The sequence below is a fragment of the Brevibacillus aydinogluensis genome (genome assembly GCF_961514395.1).
In the GTDB taxonomy this organism is placed as follows: Bacteria; Bacillota; Bacilli; order Brevibacillales; family Brevibacillaceae; genus Brevibacillus; species Brevibacillus aydinogluensis.
The window spans coordinates 1,294,160-1,316,637 of record NZ_OY569118.1; the positions used below are offsets into that span (position 1 = coordinate 1,294,160).

Annotated in this window: 24 protein-coding genes and 1 pseudogene; 19 read left to right on the forward strand and 6 right to left on the reverse strand. The window is 57.1% G+C overall.

The window, feature by feature from the left end; translation table 11 throughout:
• The first annotated feature begins 179 nt into the window (after positions 1-179).
• The gene (locus tag Q7F15_RS06360) at positions 180-1,511 is read left to right on the forward strand and encodes a PhoH family protein (RefSeq protein ID WP_171564408.1); all 1,332 of its coding nucleotides are present in this window, start codon (positions 180-182) and stop codon (positions 1,509-1,511) included.
• A 363-nt stretch (positions 1,512-1,874) separates the two neighbouring features.
• Here Q7F15_RS06360 and Q7F15_RS06365 read toward each other — a convergent pair whose 3' ends face one another.
• On the reverse strand, positions 1,875-2,351 hold the full coding sequence (locus Q7F15_RS06365) for a DinB family protein (protein WP_304415268.1): 477 nt from the start codon (positions 2,349-2,351) through the stop codon (positions 1,875-1,877).
• 154 nt (positions 2,352-2,505) lie between these two features.
• Between Q7F15_RS06365 and Q7F15_RS06370 the strand changes: the two genes are divergently transcribed.
• Positions 2,506-2,952: a hypothetical protein gene (locus tag Q7F15_RS06370; RefSeq protein ID WP_171564406.1), complete on the forward strand. Its 447-nt coding sequence runs from the start codon at positions 2,506-2,508 to the stop codon at positions 2,950-2,952.
• Between the two features lie 67 nt (positions 2,953-3,019).
• Here Q7F15_RS06370 and Q7F15_RS06375 read toward each other — a convergent pair whose 3' ends face one another.
• The gene (locus tag Q7F15_RS06375) at positions 3,020-3,508 is read right to left on the reverse strand and encodes a hypothetical protein (protein WP_249178844.1); all 489 of its coding nucleotides are present in this window, start codon (positions 3,506-3,508) and stop codon (positions 3,020-3,022) included.
• 73 nt (positions 3,509-3,581) lie between these two features.
• Between Q7F15_RS06375 and Q7F15_RS06380 the strand changes: the two genes are divergently transcribed.
• A complete protein-coding gene (locus tag Q7F15_RS06380; protein WP_304415269.1) occupies positions 3,582-4,229 on the forward strand; it encodes an MBL fold metallo-hydrolase in 648 nt (215 codons plus the stop codon).
• A gap of 148 nt (positions 4,230-4,377) precedes the next feature.
• Here Q7F15_RS06380 and Q7F15_RS06385 read toward each other — a convergent pair whose 3' ends face one another.
• A complete protein-coding gene (locus tag Q7F15_RS06385) occupies positions 4,378-5,448 on the reverse strand; it encodes a coiled-coil domain-containing protein (RefSeq protein WP_171564403.1) in 1,071 nt (356 codons plus the stop codon).
• A 122-nt stretch (positions 5,449-5,570) separates the two neighbouring features.
• Between Q7F15_RS06385 and Q7F15_RS06390 the strand changes: the two genes are divergently transcribed.
• Entirely contained in the window at positions 5,571-6,689 is a 1,119-nt protein-coding gene (locus Q7F15_RS06390) for a class I SAM-dependent methyltransferase (protein ID WP_304415270.1), read from the forward strand.
• A 44-nt stretch (positions 6,690-6,733) separates the two neighbouring features.
• Here Q7F15_RS06390 and Q7F15_RS06395 read toward each other — a convergent pair whose 3' ends face one another.
• The gene (locus Q7F15_RS06395; protein WP_171564401.1) at positions 6,734-7,000 is read right to left on the reverse strand and encodes a DUF2626 domain-containing protein; all 267 of its coding nucleotides are present in this window, start codon (positions 6,998-7,000) and stop codon (positions 6,734-6,736) included.
• Between the two features lie 213 nt (positions 7,001-7,213).
• A pseudogene (locus Q7F15_RS06400) lies at positions 7,214-7,917 on the reverse strand (helix-turn-helix transcriptional regulator).
• Between the two features lie 219 nt (positions 7,918-8,136).
• Between Q7F15_RS06400 and Q7F15_RS06405 the strand changes: the two are divergent.
• The 4 genes from Q7F15_RS06405 to Q7F15_RS06420 all read left to right on the forward strand — a co-directional run bounded on the left by Q7F15_RS06405 (position 8,137) and on the right by Q7F15_RS06420 (position 10,611).
• The gene (locus Q7F15_RS06405; protein WP_171564399.1) at positions 8,137-8,514 is read left to right on the forward strand and encodes a Spx/MgsR family RNA polymerase-binding regulatory protein; all 378 of its coding nucleotides are present in this window, start codon (positions 8,137-8,139) and stop codon (positions 8,512-8,514) included.
• A 563-nt stretch (positions 8,515-9,077) separates the two neighbouring features.
• A complete protein-coding gene (locus Q7F15_RS06410; protein WP_304415271.1) occupies positions 9,078-9,380 on the forward strand; it encodes an enoyl-CoA hydratase/isomerase family protein in 303 nt (100 codons plus the stop codon).
• The gene (locus Q7F15_RS06415) at positions 9,326-9,835 is read left to right on the forward strand and encodes an enoyl-CoA hydratase/isomerase family protein (RefSeq protein ID WP_304415272.1); all 510 of its coding nucleotides are present in this window, start codon (positions 9,326-9,328) and stop codon (positions 9,833-9,835) included. Before Q7F15_RS06410 ends, Q7F15_RS06415 begins: the two co-directional genes overlap by 55 nt.
• Before the next feature lie 146 nt (positions 9,836-9,981).
• Complete coding sequence (locus Q7F15_RS06420; RefSeq protein WP_171564398.1) at positions 9,982-10,611, forward strand: RsfA family transcriptional regulator; 630 nt, start codon at positions 9,982-9,984, stop codon at positions 10,609-10,611.
• 75 nt (positions 10,612-10,686) lie between these two features.
• Here Q7F15_RS06420 and Q7F15_RS06425 read toward each other — a convergent pair whose 3' ends face one another.
• On the reverse strand, positions 10,687-11,154 hold the full coding sequence (locus tag Q7F15_RS06425) for an N-acetyltransferase (protein WP_171564397.1): 468 nt from the start codon (positions 11,152-11,154) through the stop codon (positions 10,687-10,689).
• Between the two features lie 273 nt (positions 11,155-11,427).
• Here Q7F15_RS06425 and Q7F15_RS06430 point away from each other — a divergent pair, with 273 nt between their 5' ends.
• The 11 genes from Q7F15_RS06430 to mraZ all read left to right on the forward strand — a co-directional run bounded on the left by Q7F15_RS06430 (position 11,428) and on the right by mraZ (position 22,417).
• The gene (locus Q7F15_RS06430; protein ID WP_171564396.1) at positions 11,428-12,771 is read left to right on the forward strand and encodes an acetyl-CoA carboxylase biotin carboxylase subunit; all 1,344 of its coding nucleotides are present in this window, start codon (positions 11,428-11,430) and stop codon (positions 12,769-12,771) included.
• Positions 12,772-12,784: 13 nt separating this feature from the next.
• Positions 12,785-12,997, forward strand: coding sequence for an acetyl-CoA carboxylase biotin carboxyl carrier protein subunit (locus Q7F15_RS06435; RefSeq protein ID WP_171564395.1), 213 nt, complete (start codon positions 12,785-12,787; stop codon positions 12,995-12,997).
• Between the two features lie 52 nt (positions 12,998-13,049).
• Positions 13,050-13,979, forward strand: coding sequence for a hydroxymethylglutaryl-CoA lyase (locus Q7F15_RS06440; protein WP_171564394.1), 930 nt, complete (start codon positions 13,050-13,052; stop codon positions 13,977-13,979).
• A complete protein-coding gene (locus Q7F15_RS06445) occupies positions 13,976-14,749 on the forward strand; it encodes an enoyl-CoA hydratase (RefSeq protein ID WP_304415273.1) in 774 nt (257 codons plus the stop codon). Before Q7F15_RS06440 ends, Q7F15_RS06445 begins: the two co-directional genes overlap by 4 nt.
• 15 nt (positions 14,750-14,764) lie before the next feature.
• Positions 14,765-16,303, forward strand: a complete 1,539-nt coding sequence (locus tag Q7F15_RS06450) for an acyl-CoA carboxylase subunit beta (protein WP_212131831.1) — start codon at positions 14,765-14,767, stop codon at positions 16,301-16,303.
• Positions 16,304-16,599: 296 nt separating this feature from the next.
• Positions 16,600-17,574, forward strand: a complete 975-nt coding sequence (locus Q7F15_RS06455) for a ketopantoate reductase family protein (protein ID WP_171564391.1) — start codon at positions 16,600-16,602, stop codon at positions 17,572-17,574.
• The gene (locus tag Q7F15_RS06460) at positions 17,558-17,977 is read left to right on the forward strand and encodes a DUF3397 domain-containing protein (RefSeq protein ID WP_171564390.1); all 420 of its coding nucleotides are present in this window, start codon (positions 17,558-17,560) and stop codon (positions 17,975-17,977) included. Before Q7F15_RS06455 ends, Q7F15_RS06460 begins: the two co-directional genes overlap by 17 nt.
• A gap of 52 nt (positions 17,978-18,029) precedes the next feature.
• On the forward strand, positions 18,030-18,587 hold the full coding sequence (locus Q7F15_RS06465; protein WP_171564510.1) for a helix-turn-helix domain-containing protein: 558 nt from the start codon (positions 18,030-18,032) through the stop codon (positions 18,585-18,587).
• Positions 18,588-18,700: 113 nt separating this feature from the next.
• Positions 18,701-20,323 carry a bacillithiol biosynthesis cysteine-adding enzyme BshC gene (gene bshC / locus Q7F15_RS06470; RefSeq protein ID WP_304415274.1) on the forward strand — a complete coding sequence of 541 codons (1,623 nt, stop codon included), beginning with the start codon at positions 18,701-18,703 and terminating at the stop codon, positions 20,321-20,323.
• A 252-nt stretch (positions 20,324-20,575) separates the two neighbouring features.
• Complete coding sequence (locus tag Q7F15_RS06475; RefSeq protein WP_171564388.1) at positions 20,576-21,835, forward strand: adenosylhomocysteinase; 1,260 nt, start codon at positions 20,576-20,578, stop codon at positions 21,833-21,835.
• A gap of 150 nt (positions 21,836-21,985) precedes the next feature.
• A complete protein-coding gene (gene mraZ / locus Q7F15_RS06480; protein ID WP_171564387.1) occupies positions 21,986-22,417 on the forward strand; it encodes a division/cell wall cluster transcriptional repressor MraZ in 432 nt (143 codons plus the stop codon).
• Positions 22,418-22,478: the final 61 nt, after the last annotated feature.

Below are 22,478 nucleotides of genomic sequence, written 5' to 3' on the forward strand. Positions count from 1 at the left end.
TTGCTGCGGTACAGGTGATGGTTAGTCGTATTGTGTTCTGCCTGCCCCGTTTTCATTCTTCTGCCTCTCGTCTATCCGTCCACCCCTTGTCATACACTGTAATACATCGCGTTCGGACAGCAGAGCATCCGGTCCCCAACTGCATATAATAGAGAAGATGGGTAATAGGAGGCGAGACTTTGAAGAAAATCTACGTACTGGACACCAACGTACTCCTGCAAGATCCGCGGGCGATGTTCTCCTTTGCGGACAATGAGATCGTCCTACCCGCCGTGGTATTGGAAGAAATTGATTCCAAAAAGCGCTATATGGATGAAATTGGCCGTAATGCCCGTTACGTGTCGAGATTGTTGGACAGTTTTCGCGAACTGGGCCATCTGCATCAGGGCATTACGCTGGAGACAGGCGGTCTGTTTCGCGTAGAGTTGAATCACTCATCGCTTCACAAGCTGCAGAAGCAATTTACAGAATTTACAAACGACAACCGGATTTTGGCCGTAGCGCTAAATCTGCAGGAAGAGGAAAACCTGTCCCCAAGCCCTCGTCCCGTCATTCTCGTCAGCAAAGATGCCCTGATGCGGGTAAAGGCGGACGCGCTCGGCCTGAAAGCGGAAGATTTCCTGTCCGACCGCGTCGTCGAGCACTCCAGTATTTATGCTGGTTGCGAAAAGCTGACAGTGGCTTCCCACATCATTCAAACGTACTACGCCTCCCGCAAGCTGAACCTGTCAGCCTGTTTTCCCAATACCCGGTTTTTTCCGCACCAGTTCCTGATTTTAAAAGACGAGATCAATCCCTCGATCTCCGCGATCGGCAAAGTGGACGCAGAAGGCAGGACGCTGGAGATGTTGGTGACGAGCGACGATCCGGTCTGGGGCATTCGCGCCCGCAACGTGCAGCAGCGCATGGCCATGGAACTGCTGCTGCGGGAGGAGATTCCGCTTGTCACCATGACGGGCAAGGCTGGTACCGGCAAAACACTCCTGGCGCTGGCGGCGGGGCTGTTGCAGATCGAGGACCTGCAGACGTACAAGAAGCTGCTGGTGGCCAGACCCATTGTCCCACTGGGAAAAGATATTGGCTTTCTCCCCGGGGAAAAGGAAGAGAAACTGCGGCCGTGGATGCAGCCGATTTACGATAATTTGGAATATTTGTTTAATACCAAGCACCCGGGTGATCTGGACAAGATCCTCGCCGGCATGGGAAGCATCCAGGTGGAGGCACTGACGTACATTCGCGGACGCTCCATTCCCGGTCAGTTCATCATTATCGACGAGGCGCAGAACTTGACCAAACACGAGGTGAAGACGATCCTGACCCGGGTCGGCGAAGGGTCAAAAATTGTGCTCATGGGAGACCCGGAGCAGATCGACCACCCCTATCTGGACGAGAGCAACAACGGACTGACCTACGTGGTGGAGATGTTCAAGACGCAAAAGCTGGCGGGCCATATCAAGCTGGAAAAAGGGGAACGCAGCGTGCTGGCGCAGTTGGCGGCCGATCTGCTGTAGGGATGCATAGAAACCAAAAATCAGCGCATACTGTAAAACGTCGAGCCCGATGATTGATGGATCAACGGCGACAAGCCTTCTTGGGAGGCGAAAAAGCGTGGTTATTTATGATCATGCAGTCGATCTTGGTCAAAGTGGCGGAACCCGAGCTCTTTAGGTAACAGACTCTATGGATGGAGGCTGACGTGCCAAAGAGAATAACCGGTAGTACCCCAGAACAGAAGGGCTCGACACAACCGCTCCTTGTTGGAGCGGTTTTTCATTTTTCAGCTTACAGCGGCCGATTGGACGGGGCGGATGATTTGAGAAGGGAACTTCGGGAAAAGAAAAAAGCCCGGGCTGCAAGAGCCGGGCAAAAGGGGTTTATGAATGCGTTATGGCCAGTGCCTTTTTCAGTGTGTTGATTGTACTGATGTGCATCCCCTCGTGAAAGAGCGAAAAAACGAACATCTCGCCCAGTGTGGTCATCTGCGTGTTTCGCAAGACGAACGGCTGCGGCAATTCCTGGTTGAGCCGTTCACGGAAGGTTCGCTTGATTCGCTCCTTTTGCTCTTCCAACTGTTCGGCCAACGTGGACAGGGGTGGCACCTCTCCCTGCCAGTCCGCCGGTTTCGTGCCCGGTCCGAACAGCGTTTTGTACGAGGCAGGCAGGTGTGTAAATTCGAGACCGTACATACAGCTTTCCTGAACGGTCAGAATATGTCCCAGATTCCAACGGATGTTGTTGGAAAAGCCTTCCGGAACGATATCCGCCTGCTCTGTGGGCAGATCCTTCAATACCGCCAGAGTGATGCCGCGAACCAGATCGTACTGCTTCCAGACAAATGCGTAATCGTGCACGGGTGACTACCACCTTTCCCTAAATTTGCCATACGTGTGATTGTATTCGCTTTCGGCGGGCAAACACCTGCCAATGATCGAACATCGAGACGGTTTCATCGAAGGTCATGCGTCGGGCTTATCCCCCATACACATGAATGAGGGGGGAGTAGACATGGTCAGTCTGGATTCATCCATTTCCTTTATGATTTACATCACGGCGGTGTCCAGCGCGGCCGCCGGGGTGACGGAAGCAGTCAAGTCGGTGGTACCCTTCCTCGCCACTGATTACGAGGCCGAACAAGACCGGTTGGAAGACCACAACCACGCCGCTCGGCTGACACATTACAAAAAGTTTTGCAATCTGATCATCTCCGTCGTGTCCGCAGGCGTCATTTTCGCACTGCTCGGCCTTGATCCCGCGCTGATTCTCGTCGGGGCGCCATCCGCCTTTGTCGACAATCCGTGGAAAGTGGGCACCTGGATCTGGGGGATTGTCGCTGTCTTTGGATCGCCGTTGTTTGCCTCCGTCTTGAAGATTCTGGAAGGGTGGAAACAAAACGTCAACGGCGACAACTTTCCGCACAAGCCAAGACAAAAGGTCAGAGGACCAAGAAACTGACGAGGCGATTCATGCGGCTTTCACTCGAGTGGAAAGCCGCATGGTTTTTTCATGAGATGGGCTTGTCTCACTCGTTCCACCACGTGACGGCCGTCCGGTAGGCGCGGGCAATTCCTTCGATCAGGTCAGTCTGGTTGGCGTCCACGAGGTACAGCGTGGGGCGGGATGACGATGCGTGCAGCGTTCCGATCACGTGTTCCCGGCACTGCTCCAGAGCTGCCCAGCGGTCGCGTTCCTCGCCGGCGGCAGCGTCCAGTGAAAACGCGGCGACGCGGTCAGCGTAGAGATACACGTGTTCGTTCTGACTGACGAATCCGACGTCGTCCAGGTGGGCGATGTCCGCTCCCTCGGGGAGCAGCCAGAGCGTAAATTCTTCGCCCAGCATTCCCGCCTTTTGCAAGATGTCCCGCAAGGTGTCCCGTTCGTGCGGGCTTTCTACAATAAACAGTCGGCCGTCGCGGTCAAACACATTGACATGATCCCCGATTTTATGTATGACTTGAGCATAGAAGCCGGGCCGTTTGCCGTCCGGCACCTGCATGTCCACACCGTACATGCGCTTCAACAGTCTCACTCCGTTTCACGTTGAGTATTATCCATATCGTATCATAAAAAAAGGAGGTTCACCCATGAACGAACCACAATTGACCATTGAGAAATACGTACTGGGGCCGTTTCAAACCAACGCCTACATTTTGACCAACCCGGAAACCGGGCAGAGCATCGTGATCGACCCGGGGATGGAACCGGCGGCGCTCCTTCGCGCTCTGGAGGGAAAAAACATCGTCGCCATCCTGCTGACCCATGCGCATCTGGACCACATCGGCGGGCTGAATCAGGTGCGTGCCCTGACCGGCGCACCGGTCTACATCCATCCGCTGGAGCAGAGCTGGCTGACCGATCCCGATCTGAACGGCTCGACCCGCTGGAACTTGTCAGAACCCATTGTCTGCGAGCCGGCCGAGCACGAGCTGGCCGACGGGCAAACGCTGGAGCTGGCCGGACTGACCATCCGCGTCCTGCACACGCCCGGACACTCGCCGGGGAGCTGCTCGTTTGTGGTGGGACAGCATTGCTTCGGCGGCGACGTCCTGTTTGCCCAAAGCATCGGGCGGACAGACCTGCCGGGAGGAAATTTCGAGACACTGATGATCAGCATTCAGGACAAACTGTTTGAGCTGGATGACGACACGATCGTCTACCCGGGGCACGGTCCGAAAACCACGATCGAAGCGGAAAAGCTGTACAACCCGTTTGTGACGGGCTTGCTGCGGTAACCGAGCTTCGCCGGCTGTCATCCGCATCCCCAGCGGACGAGCGGCCGAATAAGGAAAAAGCCAGTGCAAAACGCTGGCTTTTTCATCTGCCAAATGCGGCCCAAATAGACGAAAGCGTGTTTGGAACGGGGCGTCCCGGCGGCCATCCCTATTTTTTGAACCCAAACGGCAGGTTGATCTTCAACTGCAGCTTTAATTCCTGGTTGGCCAGCGTAATCCCCTCCACCTGGATGTTGGAGGAGATCAGCTCCGGGTAAAAACCGAGGTCGTACGTTTTCTGCAACTCTTCAATCGTCGAGGCAGGCAGGGCGAATCCGTCATAGTACAGCTCGTTGATGTGAAATTTCAAGGCTTTCGTCGAAACCAGCTCGTACGTGCCGACCAGCCGCATGTGTACCTGGTCGTACGAGCCTTCCACAATCAATTGGTTGTTGTCAAAGGAAAACTGCGTATGTTTGAACAATTCGTCCTTGGAGACCAGGAAGCGGTTAAACTCATCCTGCCGGATCGTCAGCGTGTGCGTGAACAGCCCGTTGGATTGGATGCGATCCGGCGTCGCCAACTCGGAGATCTGGAACATTACATTGGACAGCTCGTTGAAAAACGTTTGAAAAGCGGGCAGTCCCCGTTCCCGCCAATCGGTGACGAGGTGGTCCATCAGTGCCTGAACGCTGGTCGGGTCGCTCAGCATCTGCACGTTTTTCTCCTTTTCCGCCTGGATTGCCAGCATGTCCGCCAACTGCTTCTCGTACTGCTGCCGCAAATTCTGCAGCAACGTCAGCCGGTTTTGCCGCTCCGCCTGCAACGACGTCATCGCGGCACGTTCCTTCTGGTATGCTTCCAGCTTCGTCAGATCCCGTTCGTAGAGGATTTGCAGAAAATCAAACAACAACAGAAAATCATTGAAATTTTTCGTATCAAACAGCAGCGTCAGCAGGTTGGCCCGCTCTCCCGTGTAGTACGCTTTGGCAACCTCTCCTGCGTGGCGGCGCATCGCGTCCATCACCAGTTTCTTACGCTGCAGATCCAGATCCAGCTGGGCGATCTCCCCGTGCAGCCGGTTTTCTTCCTGCCTGATCAGCGTCAGTGTGCGCTCCAGTTCTTTTTGGGTAAAGTGCTGCTGCAAGATCAGCTGTTCCAGGGGCAGCTGCTCTTGGGCCAGGGCTGTCGCGGTCAACGGCAGCGCCAGCAGCAGCAAGCAAAGCATGAGTGTACGCATGGCTTCACCTTTTGTTTTTGTGAGGTGGAGAAATACGTAAAAAACAATTTCTCTCCACATTCTATGACTTCTTTTCGTATTATAGCCTTATACGGTTAAATTTGGATAGCGGGAGAACAGAAATGACGATTACATCCATCATTCGGGACCAAATACGCAATCATCCGCGGCGGGCGATTCCGTTTGCGCGGTTCATGGAGCTGGCACTCTACCATCCGGAAGGCGGGTACTACATGTCGGAGCGCCCCAAGGTGGGCAGAGACGGTGATTTTTTTACCAGTGCGACGGTTCATCCCGTCTTTGCCGAGACGTTGGCTGACGTGGTGGCCGAGATGTGGCAGTCGGGTGGCTGGACCGCCCCGGCGCTGGTGGAGATCGGCGGAGGTACGGGCGCGCTTTCGGGCAGCATGCTTCGCCGGCTGCGCGAGACGGTGCCCGAGCTGTATCGGGACATGCGCCTCGTATTGATCGAGACAAGCCCGTATCATCGGCAGCTTCAGCAGGAGGTGCTGCGCGATGCAGAGGTGGAGACACGTTGGTATTCCAGTCTTCGGGAGGCGGCAGCAGAAGGCGTCGAAGGGGTGATCCTCTCCAACGAATGGCTCGATGCCTTTCCCGTGCATGTGGTGGAGAAGACGGCTGACGGCTGGCGGGAGGTGTGGGTGACGGAGACAGACGGCGGTTTTGCCGAAGTGCTCGGCGAATTGACGTTTGCCCTGGAGGATAATCTGCAAGAGATGGACGAGTCGCTGCCGCGGGGGATGCGGATCGAGGTCAATACGGCGATGGAGGAGACAGCCGCCGACCTGTCCCGCCTGCTGAGGCAGGGGTATGTCCTGACCGTGGATTACGGTGACGTGCAGGAGGAGCTGTACCATCCCGCCCGGAAGCGGGGGACGCTGATGTGCTACCACCGCCATCAGGCGCACGACAATCCCTATGTGCACGTGGGGGAACAGGACATCACGGCGCACGTCAATTTTTCTGCATGGATACGCGCGGGCGAGCGGACTGGGCTGAAGACGCTTGCCTACATGCGACAGGACCGTTTTTTGATCAAATGCGGCCTGTTGGAAAAGGCGGTCGCCCATGCGGAGACGGACCCGTTCACAAGTGAAGCGATGAAGCGGAACCGGGCGATTCAACAGCTGATCTACCCGGGCGGCCTGGGCGGCCTCTTTCGCGTGCTGGTCCAGGCAAAAGCGATGCCGGACGGAGTGCCGCTCAGCTTTTTGCGCTAGCTCTACAGGAAATAAAAAAAGATGCTCACCCAGAGCATCTTTTTTTACATGATCAAGTTCAGCATGGAGTGCTCTTGCGGACCCACCGGCATGACGAAGAACGTGTAATAGGTGAAGCCCACGAAAGAGACAAACATAAAACAGAAGAAAATGTTCAAGTACGCCCGTTCTGTCAGATTCATGTAGCTGAGAGATACGAAGAAGGCGGTCAGTCCGAAAAACAAGAGAGCCATCGGGTACAGGTGCCCCCAGAACGCCATCAGCGCGATCGCCAGCGTCCAGAAGCCGAGTACGCGATACATGCGATCCATCTGTTTCCCTCCTTTTTCCAGCAAGTCGGCAAGATTTACAAGATTCCTCCCCCATTATAAAGGACTGGAAGAGGCCTGTAAACGGGAAGGTATGACGGTTTTTTGACGCAGCCGTTCCCACGCATCCGAATCGCTCCCGACATACCATCCAGCCGGATGGGGGAGATTCGGGTTGTACCGCTGCCGACCGCGCCGTTGGGCGAAACGTCGACGTCAACGAGGGATACGCGCTACGGTATAGTTGCAGGACCTGCAACCTTTGATCATGGACTCGTCTTCTTGTAATTCAATGTGTCCAAAGTAAGTCTCAAATATCCCCGACAACAGAGCGTTGTGCATCTTGCAAATGGCGTCGGGGAAACGCTTGGCTGTCTCGGAAAACGTGCAGTTGTTCACTCGAAAGCGCAAACTTCCGTCCGAAAGGGGTTCGATCTCCGGTTTGAGTCCTTGCGCCACCAATAGCCGGTGGATGTGGGACAACTTTGCGTCCAACGTTGCGTTATTCATGTCGATCGGCACTTCCGCCAGCGCCCGTTTGGCCATTTCCGTTCCCATGCGGTGTCCCATTTTGACGAGGGCAACTTCCCCCATCTCTCCCAAGGACAGCAGACTTTCGATGGCGATGTCGGCCAACAGCCGGTAATCACGAGGAGGAAACTGCAGGCTGACTACCTGATCGGAAAGGGCGTACAGACGGCAGGGACGCCCCCCTTGCCGCTTTTGTCGGAGAAAGAGGTAAGCAAATGGACGTCTTCCAGCTTGGTCAAATGCAGCCGCGCCACGTTTGGATGGATGGAAAACTGCTCGGCCACCTCTTGCACGGTCACAGGCTCTTTGCTGTTGGAGACAAACTGGTAAATGGAAAAACGGGTGGAATCAGCCAAGGCGCTTGTTAACTTTTGAGCGTCGCAATCCACGCTGGTCCCCCCTTTCTCAGTACAAATCACCATTAGTTTAGCCGATTTTCGCGCCGTTGTTAAGGTTGGAGTGTGCCAGGCATTCGTCGTATTTTATATATTTAATACTATTGACATAGTGTTAACACCGCATTTATAATCCAGAGTAGAAAAGGATTTTTTATTACCTAACTTTTGTATAGTTAAATAAGAAAATAGAGCAAGATGGAGGGGAACACGATGGCGGTCGCTGAACGTACTCGTCCACAAACATTGACGTTTTTCACCTATCCGAGCTGTACATCCTGTCGCAAGGCCAAGGCGTGGCTGGCGGAACACGGAGTAAAATACGAGGAGCGGCACCTGTTCAAAAATCCGCCGACGCCGGAAGAACTGATGGAGATCATCAAAAAGACCACCAACGGCTTGGACGAAATCCTGTCCACGCGCAGCCAGCGTTTCAAAAACCTGGAGGTGGACATCAATGAAATGACCGTCAGCCAGCTGTTGGAGATGCTGAGCGAAGAGCCGCAGCTCCTGAAGCGACCGATTCTGACCGACGGGGAAAACATCATCATCGGGTATAACCAATCGGCGATGCAAAAACTGCTGGCCTAAGCGAACGAGGAGGGAATAATCCGCCTCTCAGCGTGTAGACAAAGTCCGAGGCGCATGGGTGATCGGGCCCGCTCGCTCGCTTGACGACCAGCAAAGAAGTAGATAGCATACGCTCCAAAACGCGACGCGGGCAGGGGGCAAACATCTGGGTGTTTCGAGGAAGTGAGACTTGTGCCCCCTGTTTTCCCGCGTCTTTCGTTTTTCCGCTGAGCCGGTCGTCAAAGGAGCTCGCTTGGCCCATCACTCCATGCCATGTCCTTTTTTATCTCCACCTTCGGTTGATCGGTGTTCAGGCCTTTCGGCCTGACAACGATGGAAAGATCGTTTCCTTGCGGAACCTCAATGAAAAAGTACAGTTTGTCTTCTGTCTGCGAGGAGGGGATATCCCTCCTCTTTTTTCGTTTGGCGGGCCCGTTTACAATGTAGGAAAGCGGTTCGTGAAGTCTGATTCGCGAAGTCTGATTAGAACAAGCGGGCTGCTTCGATGGCGTTGACCTGCCTGGACGGGCGTTCACCATGGGTACTGCTGTGCTCTGGAATATCAGCGAAAGGGTTGGAGAAGAATGGACACAATCTTGGTGGAAAAACGGGTGGGGGTGGCCTGCATCACGCTGAACAGGCCCCACGTCCGCAACGCGATCAGCCTGGAGATGGCGGAGGAACTGCGCCAGACGGTGAGCGCGTGCGAGGAGGACGACGCGGTCAAGGTGCTGGTATTTACCGGCATGGGCGACAGTTTCATCTCCGGCGGCGACCTGCGGCAGTTCATGCAGGCAAGGGGGAGGAACAGGCGCAGCCGATTCTCGACCGCGTGGCCGGGCTGCTCCGCGCGATCGACAACTGCAGCAAACCGACCATCGCGATGATCAACGGACACGCCATCGGGGGCGGCTGCGAGTTTGCGATCTCCTGTCACTTTCGCTTCGCCGCCGAGACGGCCGTGCTCGGCTTTGTCCAGATTGGCCTCTCGATCACGACCGGATGGGGCGGAGGGTCGCGCTTGCTGGACAAGCTGCCGGAGTCCAAGGCGCTGGCGCTTTTGCTGACGGGTAAGCGGGTCAGTGCGCAAGAGGCGGAGCGCTATGGGCTGGTGGATGCGGTGTATCCCGCAGATCGCCTGCGTGAGGAGACGGAACGCTTTGCCGCCAAGATCGCCGCGCAGCCGCTTTCCGGTATCCGGGCGTACATGCAGCTGTTGCGCTGGAAGCGGGACGGGTTGAGCCTGGACGAGCGCATCCGCCGCGAGGTCAGCCAGTGCGCCGAGTTGTGGGGCAGCGACGATCACGTTTCCGCGGTGCAGCGGGTTCTGCGAAAAAACTAGCGGTTTGACCAAGCAAATCCCTCCCGTTTAAACCCTTTTGTGTCTGGACATACTTTTTCTAGTAGAAAGCGATTCTACCAGAGTAGGGAATAGCATAGGATGAATTACATCATCATCCTATCAAGGTAACGGGAGGGACATTTTTTATGGCAGCTTCCAGACAAGATGCATGGACGGAAGACGACGATCTGGTGCTGGCGGAAGTCACCTTACGCCATATTCGCGAGGGCGGGACACAACTCGCCGCATTTGAAGAAGTGGGACAGCGGCTGGGCCGAACTGCCGCCGCCTGCGGGTTTCGTTGGAACAGCTGCGTGCGCAAGCGGTATGACGCGGCGATTCAGATCGCCAAGAGCCAACGCCAGCAGTTGAAAAAAATGGGGCGGTTGAACGCGCGAAACAACGCGCTTGACTCGGCCAACACTGCCAAGTCGGGAGGTCAGCTCCTGCTGGGAGAGGGCGCAGCTGCGGCAGACGACGAGCAGCACATCGAGGCCGTCATCCGGCTGTTGACCAACCAGAAGGAGATCGTGCGCCGCTTGAAGCAGCTGGAACAAGAATTGGAAGGAAAGAATGCGGAGATAAAAGAGTTGAAAGAGGCCAACGAACGGATGAAACAAGAGCTGGAGCAGGTGCGCGGGGTCAATGAGGACTACAAGGCACTCGTGCAGATTATGGACCGCGCCCGCAAACTCGCTTTCTTGCAGGAAGAGGAGGCGCCCAAGGCGATTTTCAGGATGGATGAAAACGGCAACCTGGAGCGCGTGGAAAAGTGAGCGTGCAAACGTGCCAACAAAAAAGAAGCGGATAAAACCGCTTCTTTTTTTGACGCGTGGACGGTGCAAAAGCCCTCAGTCCTGCAGGCCGACACCTTCGGGCAGCCAGACGTACGGGTTCTCGCCGCGGTCGCGAATCGGGTTGTACTTGACCGGAGTGAAGCCCATCTTCAGCCAGAATTGGTCAGCGCGACAGCGGGAGTTGGTCTTGATGGGTGCACCAAAGCTCTTGGCGTGGTTGACCAGAGCCGTGCCGTAATCCTTGCCGCGGTAATCGGGCAGCACTTCCAGTTTCCACAATTCGTAATAATCTTGAGCCGGTTTGAAGTAGCGGTCGTACTTGCCGTCGATTTTGTACAGGCTCATCCGTGCCACCAGCAGGCCGTTGTCGTAGATTCCGTAAAAAGGAGATTCCGAATCGTTTTCCACGATGTTCGCCTCCAGGTCTTCCTTCATGGAAAGCTCCTCCAGGCCAAATTCGCGGAATTTTTGAAACTCCTCCAGAGTCTTGTAATTGATCCGTAAACGTTTAACTTCATACATCGCTTGCCACTCCTCTCACGCGCAATGCCTAACCTTCATGGGCTACCTACATTATACACCAAAAACCTCCTTCCCGAGCGATTTTCTCGTGTTGATTTCTTGGGTATCCCAGAAATTGGATAGGCTATCATGGAAGAAATTTAAATTTCAACTAGAACTATGGACGGTCTCATGGCAAAATAGAGAGTAGCAAAACAATTTCGAACAATCGCACCGCATGCAATGAAAGCGTTTTCGAGCAGCGGACGATTGATCGCCGAAAGGAGCGTTGCCATGCGCAAAGTACTGATTGCCAATCGCGGGGAAATCGCGCGGCGGATCATCCGCACCTGCAAAGCCCAGGGAGTGGCGACAGTGGCCGTATATTCGGAGGCGGATCGCAACCTGCCGTTTGTCAGGGAAGCGGACGAGGCCGTCCACATCGGACCTCCCCCTGTGCCGCACAGCTATCTCAACGTGGAGGCGATCATCGCGGCCGCCAAAGAGACCGGAGCGGATGCCGTCCATCCGGGCTACGGCCTGTTGTCGGAAAACGCCGCGTTTGCACGGCGCTGCCGCGACGAAGGACTGGTCTTCATCGGGCCGTCGCCGGAGGTGATTGCGCAGATGGGGGATAAATTGACGGCCCGCCGCGTGATGCGGGAAGCAGGTGTACCCGTGGTGCCCGGCTGCGAGGAACCGGTGAACACGCCGGATGAAGCGGCCAGGGTGGCGGCCGAGATTGGCTATCCAGTCATGCTCAAGGCCAGCGCGGGCGGCGGCGGCATCGGCATGCAGATATGCCGCGACGAAGCGGAGCTGCGCCAGGCGTTCCAGTCGGCCAGGGGCAGGGCCAAGGCGTATTTTGGTAGCGACGCCATGTACGTGGAAGCGTATGTGGACAGCCCTCGCCACATCGAGGTGCAGATCGCGGGAGACGCGCATGGCACCGTCATTCACCTGCTGGAGCGGGAGTGCTCCATCCAGCGCCGCCACCAGAAGGTGCTGGAAGAAAGCCCGTCCCCGTTCCTCGACGAGCTTGCGAGACAGCGGCTTTGCGAAGCTGCGGTGACGGCTGCCAGGGCGGTCGGGTATACCGGCGTCGGCACGGTGGAGTTTATCATGGACGGGAACAAGAATTTCTATTTCCTGGAAATGAATACCCGGCTGCAGGTAGAGCATCCTGTCACTGAAGAGATGACCGGTCTCGACCTGGTCGCGCTGCAGTTGGAGATCGCCCGCGGCAACGCTCTGCCCGTCGCGCAGGGGGATGTCAAGGCGCTGCGCCATGCGATCGAGCTGCGGGTGTACGCCGAGGATCCCGTCACCTTTTTGCCGTCTCCCGGAACGATTACGTACTACCGGCCGCCGCAAATGGACGGGGTACGGGTGGACGACGGCGTGGAGACCGGCACGCAGGTAACGCCGTTCTACGACCCGATGATTGCCAAGGTGATCGCCTCCGGCACAACCCGCGAAGAAGCGATACAGCGGGCACGGGAAGCGATGCGGCAGTTTGAGGTTACCGGGATCAAGACCAACATTCCGTTTTTGCTGGAGGTCTTGGGCGACGAGGCATTCCGGCGAGGCGTGTACACCACGCGCTTTGTAGAAGAGCGAAAAGAAAAAACAACGTAAGGAGAGCATGATGATGAAAAACGTGACAGCATCCATGGCAGGAACCGTTATCAACGTGCTGGTGCAGGCAGGCGACCAGGTGAACCAAGGTCAGGACGTGGTCGTGCTGGAGTCGATGAAGATGGAAGTGCCGATCCAGGCGGAAGCGGACGGCAAAGTGGTTGAAGTAAAAGTAAATGTCGGGGACTTCGTCAATGACGGAGATGTCATCCTCGTACTGGAGTAGTTTTTAGAATGATTCCAAACTGAGCGCCCGCTAGGAAAGGCAGGTGGCCTGCATGCAGGTGCAGATTGTAGAAGTAGGGCCGCGTGACGGCCTGCAAAACGAATCTCAAATGGTGCCGACCGAGGCGAAAATCCGGCTGATCGGCCTGCTGGCCGAGGCGGGACTGCGCCGGATCGAAGCCGGCTCATTCGTCCATCCGCGCTGGATTCCCCAATTGGCCGACACGGCGGACGTCTTTCGCCAACTGCCGCGCAACCCGGACGTGACGTACAGCGCGCTCGTGCCCAATCTGCGCGGGCTGGAGCGAGCCAGGGAGTGCGGGGTGACGGAGGTGGCGGTATTCATGTCCGCCTCGGAGACGCACAACCGCAAAAACATCAACAAAAGCATCAGCGAAACCTTCCCCGTCCTCAGGGAAGTAGTCCAAGAGGCGCTGACGCTGGGCATGCGCGTGCGGGGATACGTCTCCACCGTGTTCGGCTGCCCGTATGAAGGGGCCGTCCCGCTGGATAACAGCCGGCGGGTGACGGACGAACTGCTCAAAATGGGCGTCTACGAAGTCTCCATCGGCGACACCATCGGGGTGGCCACGCCCCGTCAGGTGCAGGAGACGTTTTCAGTGCTTGTGAACGATGTTACGAGCGAGCGCTTGGCCGGTCATTTTCACGATACCCGTGGAACGGGCCTGGCCAACGTGGCGGCTGCCCTGGCCGAAGGAATCCGCACATTTGACAGCTCGATCGGCGGTTTGGGGGGATGCCCGTACGCGCCGGGGGCGAGCGGTAACATTTCCAGCGAAGATTTGGTTTACATGCTGCACGGCATGGGCTATGAGACTGGCGTGGATCTGCAGAAGCTGATCGAGGCGGGCAGTTACATTCAGCGGCAGTTGGGGCGCCCTCTGCCGTCCAAGGTGCTTGCGGCCAGTCTGGCGCAGGCGGAAACCTGCGCAAAGAATGAGGCGGAAGGGGATACGGCATGAGCGTACTGCTGCGAAAAGAGGGGGCCGTCGGCGTGCTGACGCTGAATCGGCCCGAGGTGTACAACTGTCTGAACCTGGAGACGCTGTTCACGCTGCGTCGGCTGATTGCCGAGATCGACGCGGACAGGGAAATTCGCGCCGTCGTAGTGACCGGTGCGGGGGAGAAGGCGTTCTGCTCCGGCGCCGACTTAAAGGAGCGGCGGACGATGACGGAGCTTCAAGTGCAGCTCTACATCCGCACCATCCGGGATACGTTCAGTGAGCTGGAGCGTCTGCCCAAGCCGGTCATCGCCGCGATCAACGGCGTTGCGCTGGGCGGCGGAACGGAGCTGGCCCTGGCCTGCGATCTCAGGGTGATGAGCGAGACGGCCCAGATGGGGCTGACGGAGACGTCGCTTGGCATCATTCCCGGAGCGGGCGGGACGCAGCGGCTGCCGCGCTTGATCGGCAAGGGGAAGGCCAAGGAGCTGATTTTTACCGCCCGCCGCGTCAACGCCGAGGAGGCGCTGGCGATCGGGCTGGTCAACCGCACGGTTCCGCGCGATCAGGTGATGACGTCCGCGCTTCAGCTGGCTGAGGAGATTGCCGCCAACGCGCCGCTTGCGCTGGCCCAGGCGAAGTTCGCCATTGATTACGGGATGGAGGCCGATCTGGCGACGGGGTTGGCGATCGAGAGCAGCGCCTACCAGGTGCTAATCCCCACCCGCGACCGGCTGGAAGGGCTGGAAGCGTTTAGGGAAAAGCGAAAACCGGTATATCGCGGAGAATGACGGGAGGAACGGCAGATGAGCAAGCAGTTGGAACAGACGCTGAAAGAACGGATTGTCAAGGTGAAGCAGGGAGGAGAGGAAAAGTACCACGCCAAGCTGAAGGAGCAGAACAAGCTGTTCGTCCGCGACAGATTGAAGCTGTTGTTTGACGATGAGTTCATGGTGGAAGACGGCTTGTTTGCCAATTTCACCGCGGGTGACCTGCCGGCAGACGGGGTCGTGACCGCCATCGGCAAAGTGAATGGGCGGACCGTCTGCGTGATGGCCAACGACGCGACGGTCAAGGCCGGTTCGTGGGGAGCGCGGACGGTGGAAAAGATCATCCGCATCCAGGAGACGGCGGAGAAAATGCGCGTGCCGCTGATCTACCTGGTTGATTCCGCCGGCGCACGCATCACCGATCAACTGGAGATGTTCCCCGGCAGGCGGGGAGCGGGCCGGATCTTTTACAACCAGGTGAAGCTCTCCGGCAAAATTCCGCAGGTGTGCGTCCTGTTTGGCCCTTCCGCCGCTGGAGGAGCGTACATTCCGGCGTTTTGCGACGTGGTCATCATGGTGGACAAAAACGCCAGCATGTACCTCGGGTCTCCCCGCATGGCGGAAATGGTAATCGGCGAAAAGGTGACGCTGGAGGAACTGGGCGGCGCGCGCATGCACTGCTCGGTGAGCGGCTGCGGCGACATTCTGGCGGCCAATGAAGAGGAAGCGATTCAGGCAGCCCGTCGCTACCTCAGCTATTTGCCGGACGACTACACGAAAGAGCTCCCTGTGGAAGCGGCCCGGCCACCCAAACCGGATGCGCGGGACATCAACGAGATCGTGCCGGAAAACCAGAACACGCCCTTTAACATGTACGACTTGATTGATGCACTGGTGGACGAGGGTTCGTTCTTTGAGATCAAGAAGCTGTTCGCCCAGGAACTGATCACCGGTTTTGCCCGGCTGGAAGGAAAACCGGTCGGCATTGTTGCCAACCAGCCTCGGGTGAAAGGGGGCGTGCTGTTCGTCGATTCGGCCGACAAGGCGGCCCGCTTCATTACCTTGTGCGACGCGTTTCGCATCCCGCTGCTGTTTCTCGCTGATGTCCCGGGCTTCATGATTGGCACCGCCGTAGAGCGGGCCGGCATCATCCGGCACGGCGCGAAAATGATCGCGGCCATGGCGGAGGCGACTGTGCCGAAAATCTCCGTGATCGTGCGCAAGGCGTACGGCGCCGGCCTGTACGCGATGGCCAGCTCGGCGTTTGAACCCGACGCCTGCCTGGCACTGCCCGGCGCGCAGATCGCCGTGATGGGGCCGGAAGCGGCGGTTAACGCCGTCTACAGCAACAAGATTCAGGCGATTGAAGACCCGCAGGAGCGGCAAGCGTTTATTATGGAAAAACGACGTGAGTACCAGCAGGATATCGACATCTACCTGCTCGCCTCCAACCTGATCGTGGATGCGATCGTGCCGCCGAGCGAACTGCGCGGCGAGCTGATCCGCCGTTTCGAGATTTACAAGAGCAAGCAGCAAATCTTCTCGGAGCGCAAGCACCCGGTATACCCGGTGTAGATGTGCCAGACAGACTGTCTTCGGCGAGGAGGCAGTCTGTTTTTTTTGTGAAAAACAGGCTGTGGCGCTGCTTGGCAGCCAACGGGAGGTATGCCTTTACAAATAAGAAGGTTTAACCTGAAGCGATGGCGTTGCGTTTTGTTCATTCAGATTGACCGCTGCTGCCGGCACGTGTGCTGACGGACCGCTCGGGCGGAAAATGTTTCGATAATTTCGACCTTTTGCGCACATTTCATTGAACATTGATCGCAAACCTGCTATTCTTGAAATAAGTATTGATTAATGTAGGTGAACAAATGCAGTCGGAAGCGATAACGTTCCACCCGGTGGTAATCGGCGGCGGTTCCGTAGGATTGCTGTACGCGGCCCGTTTTTTGCTGAACGGCCAGTCGGTCGAGTTGGTTACCCGCACCCGTGAGCAGGCCGCGCTGATCGGCGACCGGGGGCTGTCCCTGTTCACGCTGGACGGCCGACGGGAAACAGTCGCGGTCAACGCTTCTCCGATAGACGACGGATTGCCGGAGGGCGATCTCTACCTGTTGGCCGTGAAGCAGACTGCCATCGCCGAGCTGCTGCCGCTGCTGCGCCAACTCCCCCGCTCGGCGCGGGTGCTGGCCCTGCAAAACGGCATGGGTCATCACGAACAATTGGCGGAAGGGCTGGAGCCTGGGCAGCATTTTTACGCGATCAATACAGAGGGGGCGCGCCGCCTGTCGCCGTTCGAGGTGGAACACACCGGCACCGGCCTGCTGCGCGTCGGACCCTGGACGGCTGAGCCTGTGCGCGATCCGCTGATTGCCGCGTTTGTCGCCTGGGCCAACCGCTGCGGCATCCGCGCCGAATACGTGGACGCCGTCGAGCCTTACGCCTGGCGCAAACTGCTGGCCAACGCGCTGATTAATCCCTTGACCGCGTTGTTCGAGATTCCCAACGGCATGCTGCTCGATTCACCGCACACGCTCAGGCTGATGCGGGAATTGTTTGACGAAGCGGCCGCCGTGGCCAAACGCTGCGGTCAAAAAATTGATGAAGCAGATTGGCAGGAAATTGTATCCATTTGCCGAAATACTTCCCGGAATCTTTCCTCCATGCTGCAGGATATCAGACGGCACCACCGGACGGAAGTGGACGCGATCAACGGGTACCTCGTGGACAAGGGAAAACGGACCGGCACGCCCGTTCCGCTGCACGAAACGCTGTTGCGCGCCGTACATCTCAAATCAGGCATGGAAACCGCGAAAGGAGAGGCGGCACATGACCGTTTTGGGTAATCTCTGGTCGTTTGTTTGGGCAGTGCTGACCCATGTGTGGGCTCTGTTGACCGTTTTTCCATTTCTCGGGTTTCCGCTGGCGTATCTGATCGTGCACGCGTGGAAACGGGACCGGCGGCTGGCCGGCCGCTGGGCGGTTAATATCACGAATTTTTTGTTCATTCGCGCTGTCGTGGCCGCCTATGGCGTGATCTGGCCGGATGCGCTTTCCGCTTGGTGGTGGGTGATCGTGTTTTTCCTCGTGACTGTAGGCTTGCTGAGTTGGCTGCAGGTGAAGTGGAAGAGAAAACTCTCCCTGCGGAAGGCCGGTTTTTCCGCGTGGCGGTTGTCGTTTCCCCTGTTTGGACTGGTTTACGTGGTGCTCTTTGCGATGGGGATCGTCAAGACGATGAGCGTCGTCTGAATCCACCGGCGGTATCAATACATATCCTGAAAAGAAAGAAGGTAGGACAATGATGCGGCTTCCCATCGAGTCGATCGGACACAAGATTCGAACGATTCGGAAAGAACGCGGCTTCACGCTCGAAGTCATGGCCAACAAGACAGGACTGAGCAAGGGCTTGCTCAGCCAGGTGGAGCGCGGCATTTCCCAGCCCTCGCTGGATTCGCTGTGGAAAATTACGAAAGCGCTTGAATCGTCGATCATTCACTTTTTCGAGGACATCGACCAGAAGCAGGTACACGTCACCCGCAAAGAGAAGCGCAGACAGATGATCTTCCCTGAATCGACCGGCACGTACAGTCTGCTTTCCACCGGCGGCAGCGGCAAATTGGGCATGCTGGAAGTCAGGCTGCAGCCGGGACAGATGGCGGCAGACCGGTTTGTGCAGGCAGAGGGCGAAGAGTGTTTTGTCGTCATCCAGGGACGCGTGACGGCGCGTTTTCATGACGAGGAGCATGAACTGGAAGCGGGTGACAGCATTTCGTTTGACTGTTCCAAACCCCACACCATCGAAAATACTGGCGACGGCGAGGCCGTGCTGATTTGGTCGATGACACCGTCGCAATTTTAAGACAGCACATTTGACTGCACTTAGACAACCCATTCAGCGGGTTGTCTTGTTTTTTTACGGAAAGGGGGCATGGTATAATTTGCAGTGACATGGCGTAAGAAAGGTGAGCATTAATGAAAATTGAATGCGTTGCGCTTCCTTTGGCGAACCCGCTGTCCAATGCGTACCAGCAGGGAAAAGCCGATGCGCTGCAATTCTTTGCGTACCATCCCTACCGTTCCGATTCGTACCGGGAGCGGATCGCGTGGCTCACAGAACGGCCAATCCCGCACCGGAATGAACTGGCGGACGGATTGTATGCCTACAACAGTCAGATCGGCAATCATCCGGAGGCGCTGGCGCAGATTGAACGGCTGCGATGTACGCAGACGCTGGTCGTCGTTGGCGGCCAGCAGGCCGGAGTGCTGACAGGACCGCTGTATACGATCTACAAGGCTGTCCACCTGGTACAGGCAGCAAAACGGCTGTCAAAGGAACTCCAGACGGAAGTCGTCCCGGTGTTTTGGATTGCCGGTGAAGATCACGATATTGACGAAATCGACCACCTCTACTGGCTGGCGGAAGGGGGAACGGCTCTGCGCAAAGGACGGCTGGCGCTGCCGCGCAAAGGGCGCCCGTCGGCCAGCATGCTGCCCTTCGACCCGGATGAGTGCCGCCGCTTTCTGGCCGATTTTTTTGCCGACCAGACGGAAACGGAGTATACGGCCGTGATTCGGGATCTGTTGGAAGAAACGCAGGCTTCCTCCAAGACGTTGGCGGACTGGTTTGCCCGCCTGATGGCCCGCCTGTTCGGCAAGCACGGTCTGGTGCTGGTGGAGTCCAGCCTGCCGTTTGTGCGCAAACTGGAACAGCCGATGTTCCGCGCGATCCTCGAACAAAACGAACAGCTGGCCGGCCTGCTGATGGATGCCGCCGAACGGATCGAAGCCGCCGGATACCCGCAGCAGCTTCAGGTGAAGGCGCATCAAGCCAACCTGTTTCTCTACGAGGACCAAGACCGTTTGCTACTGGAACGCCACGGCGAACGGTTCGTGACGCGGCGTCGCAGCTACACTCGTGAGGAGTTGCTGCGGCTGGCGGAGATGGAACCGGAGCGCTTCAGCGCCAATGTAGTGACTCGCCCGCTGATGCAGGAGTATCTGTTCCCCACGCTGGCCTTTGTGGCCGGACCGGGTGAAGTGGCGTACTGGGCGTATTTAAAAGAAGTGTTTGAACTCTTTGGGCTTCGCCTGCCGATCGTGCTGCCCCGCCTGTCGGTCACCCTGGTCGAAGGGGCGATGGAGCGGCTGATGCGCGAGTGCGGCATTACCATTGAGCAGATGTTAAGGGATTTTGCCGGGTGGAAAGCCGAATGGGAGGCGCGGCGGGCACCGCACCCCCTGGCCGGGCGCTTCACGGAGGTGCGGGAAGGTTTGCTCGACATCTACCGTCCGCTCGTGGACGAGGTCATCCGCCTGGAACCGGGCATGCGTAAATTGGCCGAAAAAAATGTGGGCATGCTGATGGCCCAGGTGGACTTTTTGGAGAAGCGGCTGCTCCGCTTGCTGGACCAGCGGGAAGATGTGGGCCGGGTGCGGGTGCAGCGGCTGGAGGCTGCGCTTGCTCCCGAGGAAGCATGGCAGGAGCGGAAGCTGTCGTATGTTTCCTTTGCCAACAAGCACGGACTCGATCTGGTCGACCGTCTGATCGAAGCGCCGCTTGCCCACGACGGCAGGCATCACGTCATCTATCTGTAAATCATACAATTTCCTCTAAGATACAAGCACCCGCAGCAGTGCTTCTGACTGATGGCCAATCGATTGCAGCGAACGAGACACATGTTTCCAGGCTTCTTTGTCAGTGTTGACTGAGCCACGCTGAACCACGAGCGTCCGCTCCTGTCCGCGCAAGACCATTTTTGGTTTGAACAGGAAAAAAGGATGAAGCCTGCGAATGCGTATGATAAGATAATGATGGTGTTGCAGAGAAGAAGGAGGTTCGTCAAACCCATGAACATGGTTTCGGAAAGCATTGTAAAAGACATGTCATTGGCACCCAACGGTCACTTGAAGATCGACTGGGTGAAAGAACATATGCCCGTGTTGAACCGGATCCGGGAGCGCTTTGAACGGGAAAAACCGTTTGCCGGCCTGAAAGTGGCGATTTCCCTGCACCTGGAAGCAAAAACGGCATACCTGGCAAAAGTGATTCAAGCAGGCGGCGCCGAAGTGACGATTACCGGTTCCAACCCGCTCTCCACGCAGGACGACGTCTGCGCGGCCCTGGTGGAAGACGGCATCCGCGTATTTGCCAAGTACAATCCGGATCCGGCGGAGTACAAGGAGCACCTGATCAAAACGCTGGAGACCCGTCCGGACCTGATCATTGACGATGGCGGCGACCTGGTGTCCATCCTGCACAGCGAACGTCGCGATCTGCTCGGCCAGATTCGCGGCGGCGCGGAAGAGACGACCACCGGGATTCTGCGCCTGAAAGCGCTGGAAAAAGAGGGCAAGCTGGAGTTCCCGATGGTGGCGGTCAACGACGCGTTCTGCAAATACCTGTTTGACAACCGCTACGGCACCGGGCAGTCCGTCTGGGACGGCATCAACCGCACGACGAACCTGGTCGTCGCCGGAAAAACCGTGGTCGTGGTCGGCTACGGCTGGTGCGGCAAAGGCGTGGCGATGCGCGCCAAAGGCCTCGGGGCGAAAGTGATCGTGACCGAAGTGGACGCGATCAAGGCGGTCGAAGCGTACATGGACGGCTTTGAAGTGATGCCGATGAGCGAAGCGGCCAAACACGGCGACTACTTCGTCACCGTTACCGGCAACCGCGACGTGATCCGCAAAGAGCACTTTGAAGTGATGAAAGACGGAGCGATCCTCTCCAATGCCGGCCACTTTGATGTCGAAGTGAACAAGGTGGAGCTGGAAGCACTGTCGAAATCGAAGCGCACGGTTCGCAAGGACATCGAGGAATTTGTCATGGCGGACGGTCGAAAACTGTACCTTCTGGCGGAAGGCCGCCTCGTCAACCTGGCGGCGGGCGACGGCCACCCGGCGGAAATCATGGACATGACGTTTGCCCTCCAGGCAGTCTCTCTGGAATACGTCAACAAACACTACCAGTCGATCGGCAAGCGCGTGCTGAACGTGCCGTACGAGCTGGACGAAATGGTGGCGCGCTACAAGCTGGAGGCGCTGGGCATCGGCATCGACAAATTGACCGACGAACAAAAAGCGTATCTGGACAGCTGGGTCGAATAAGCGGCGAAACCCGTCCAAGTCCGGCGAGAAAATCAGCGAAAAAATCCTGCTTACAAAAGCAGGATTTTTTTTTATAATAACAACTAGGCAGCGAGTGGGGAAAAGTGGGGGGAAGTGGAGTCTAGTGGAAGGAAAGTGGGGGAAACGGCCGTGTTCATGGGTGAATATCAGCACAGCATCGATGAAAAAGGCCGACTGACCATCCCTGCCAAATTCCGCGAAGGGCTCGGCTCGTCCTTTGTTATAACCCGCGGCCTCGATCAATGTTTGTTTGTCTACCCGATGGAAGAGTGGAAAGTGCTGGAGGAGCGGCTGAAGACGCTCCCCTTTACCAAGGCTGACGCCCGCGCCTTCACGCGGTTCTTCTTTTCCGGCGCGACCGAATGCGAATGGGACAAGCAGGGCAGGGTAAACATACCGCCCACTTTGCGCCAGTACGCTGACATCCAAAAGGAGTGCGTCTGCATCGGCGTCTCCAACCGCGTGGAGATCTGGAGCAAAGAGCGCTGGGAAGAGTACTTCGCTCAGTCGGAGGGTTCGTTTGGGGACATTGCCGAAAAGCTGGTGGATTTCAACTTGTAACTGCATGAGTCCAGGCAGCGCAAAATATCCGGTTTGAAAAGGCAGACAACCCTTTTCTTAC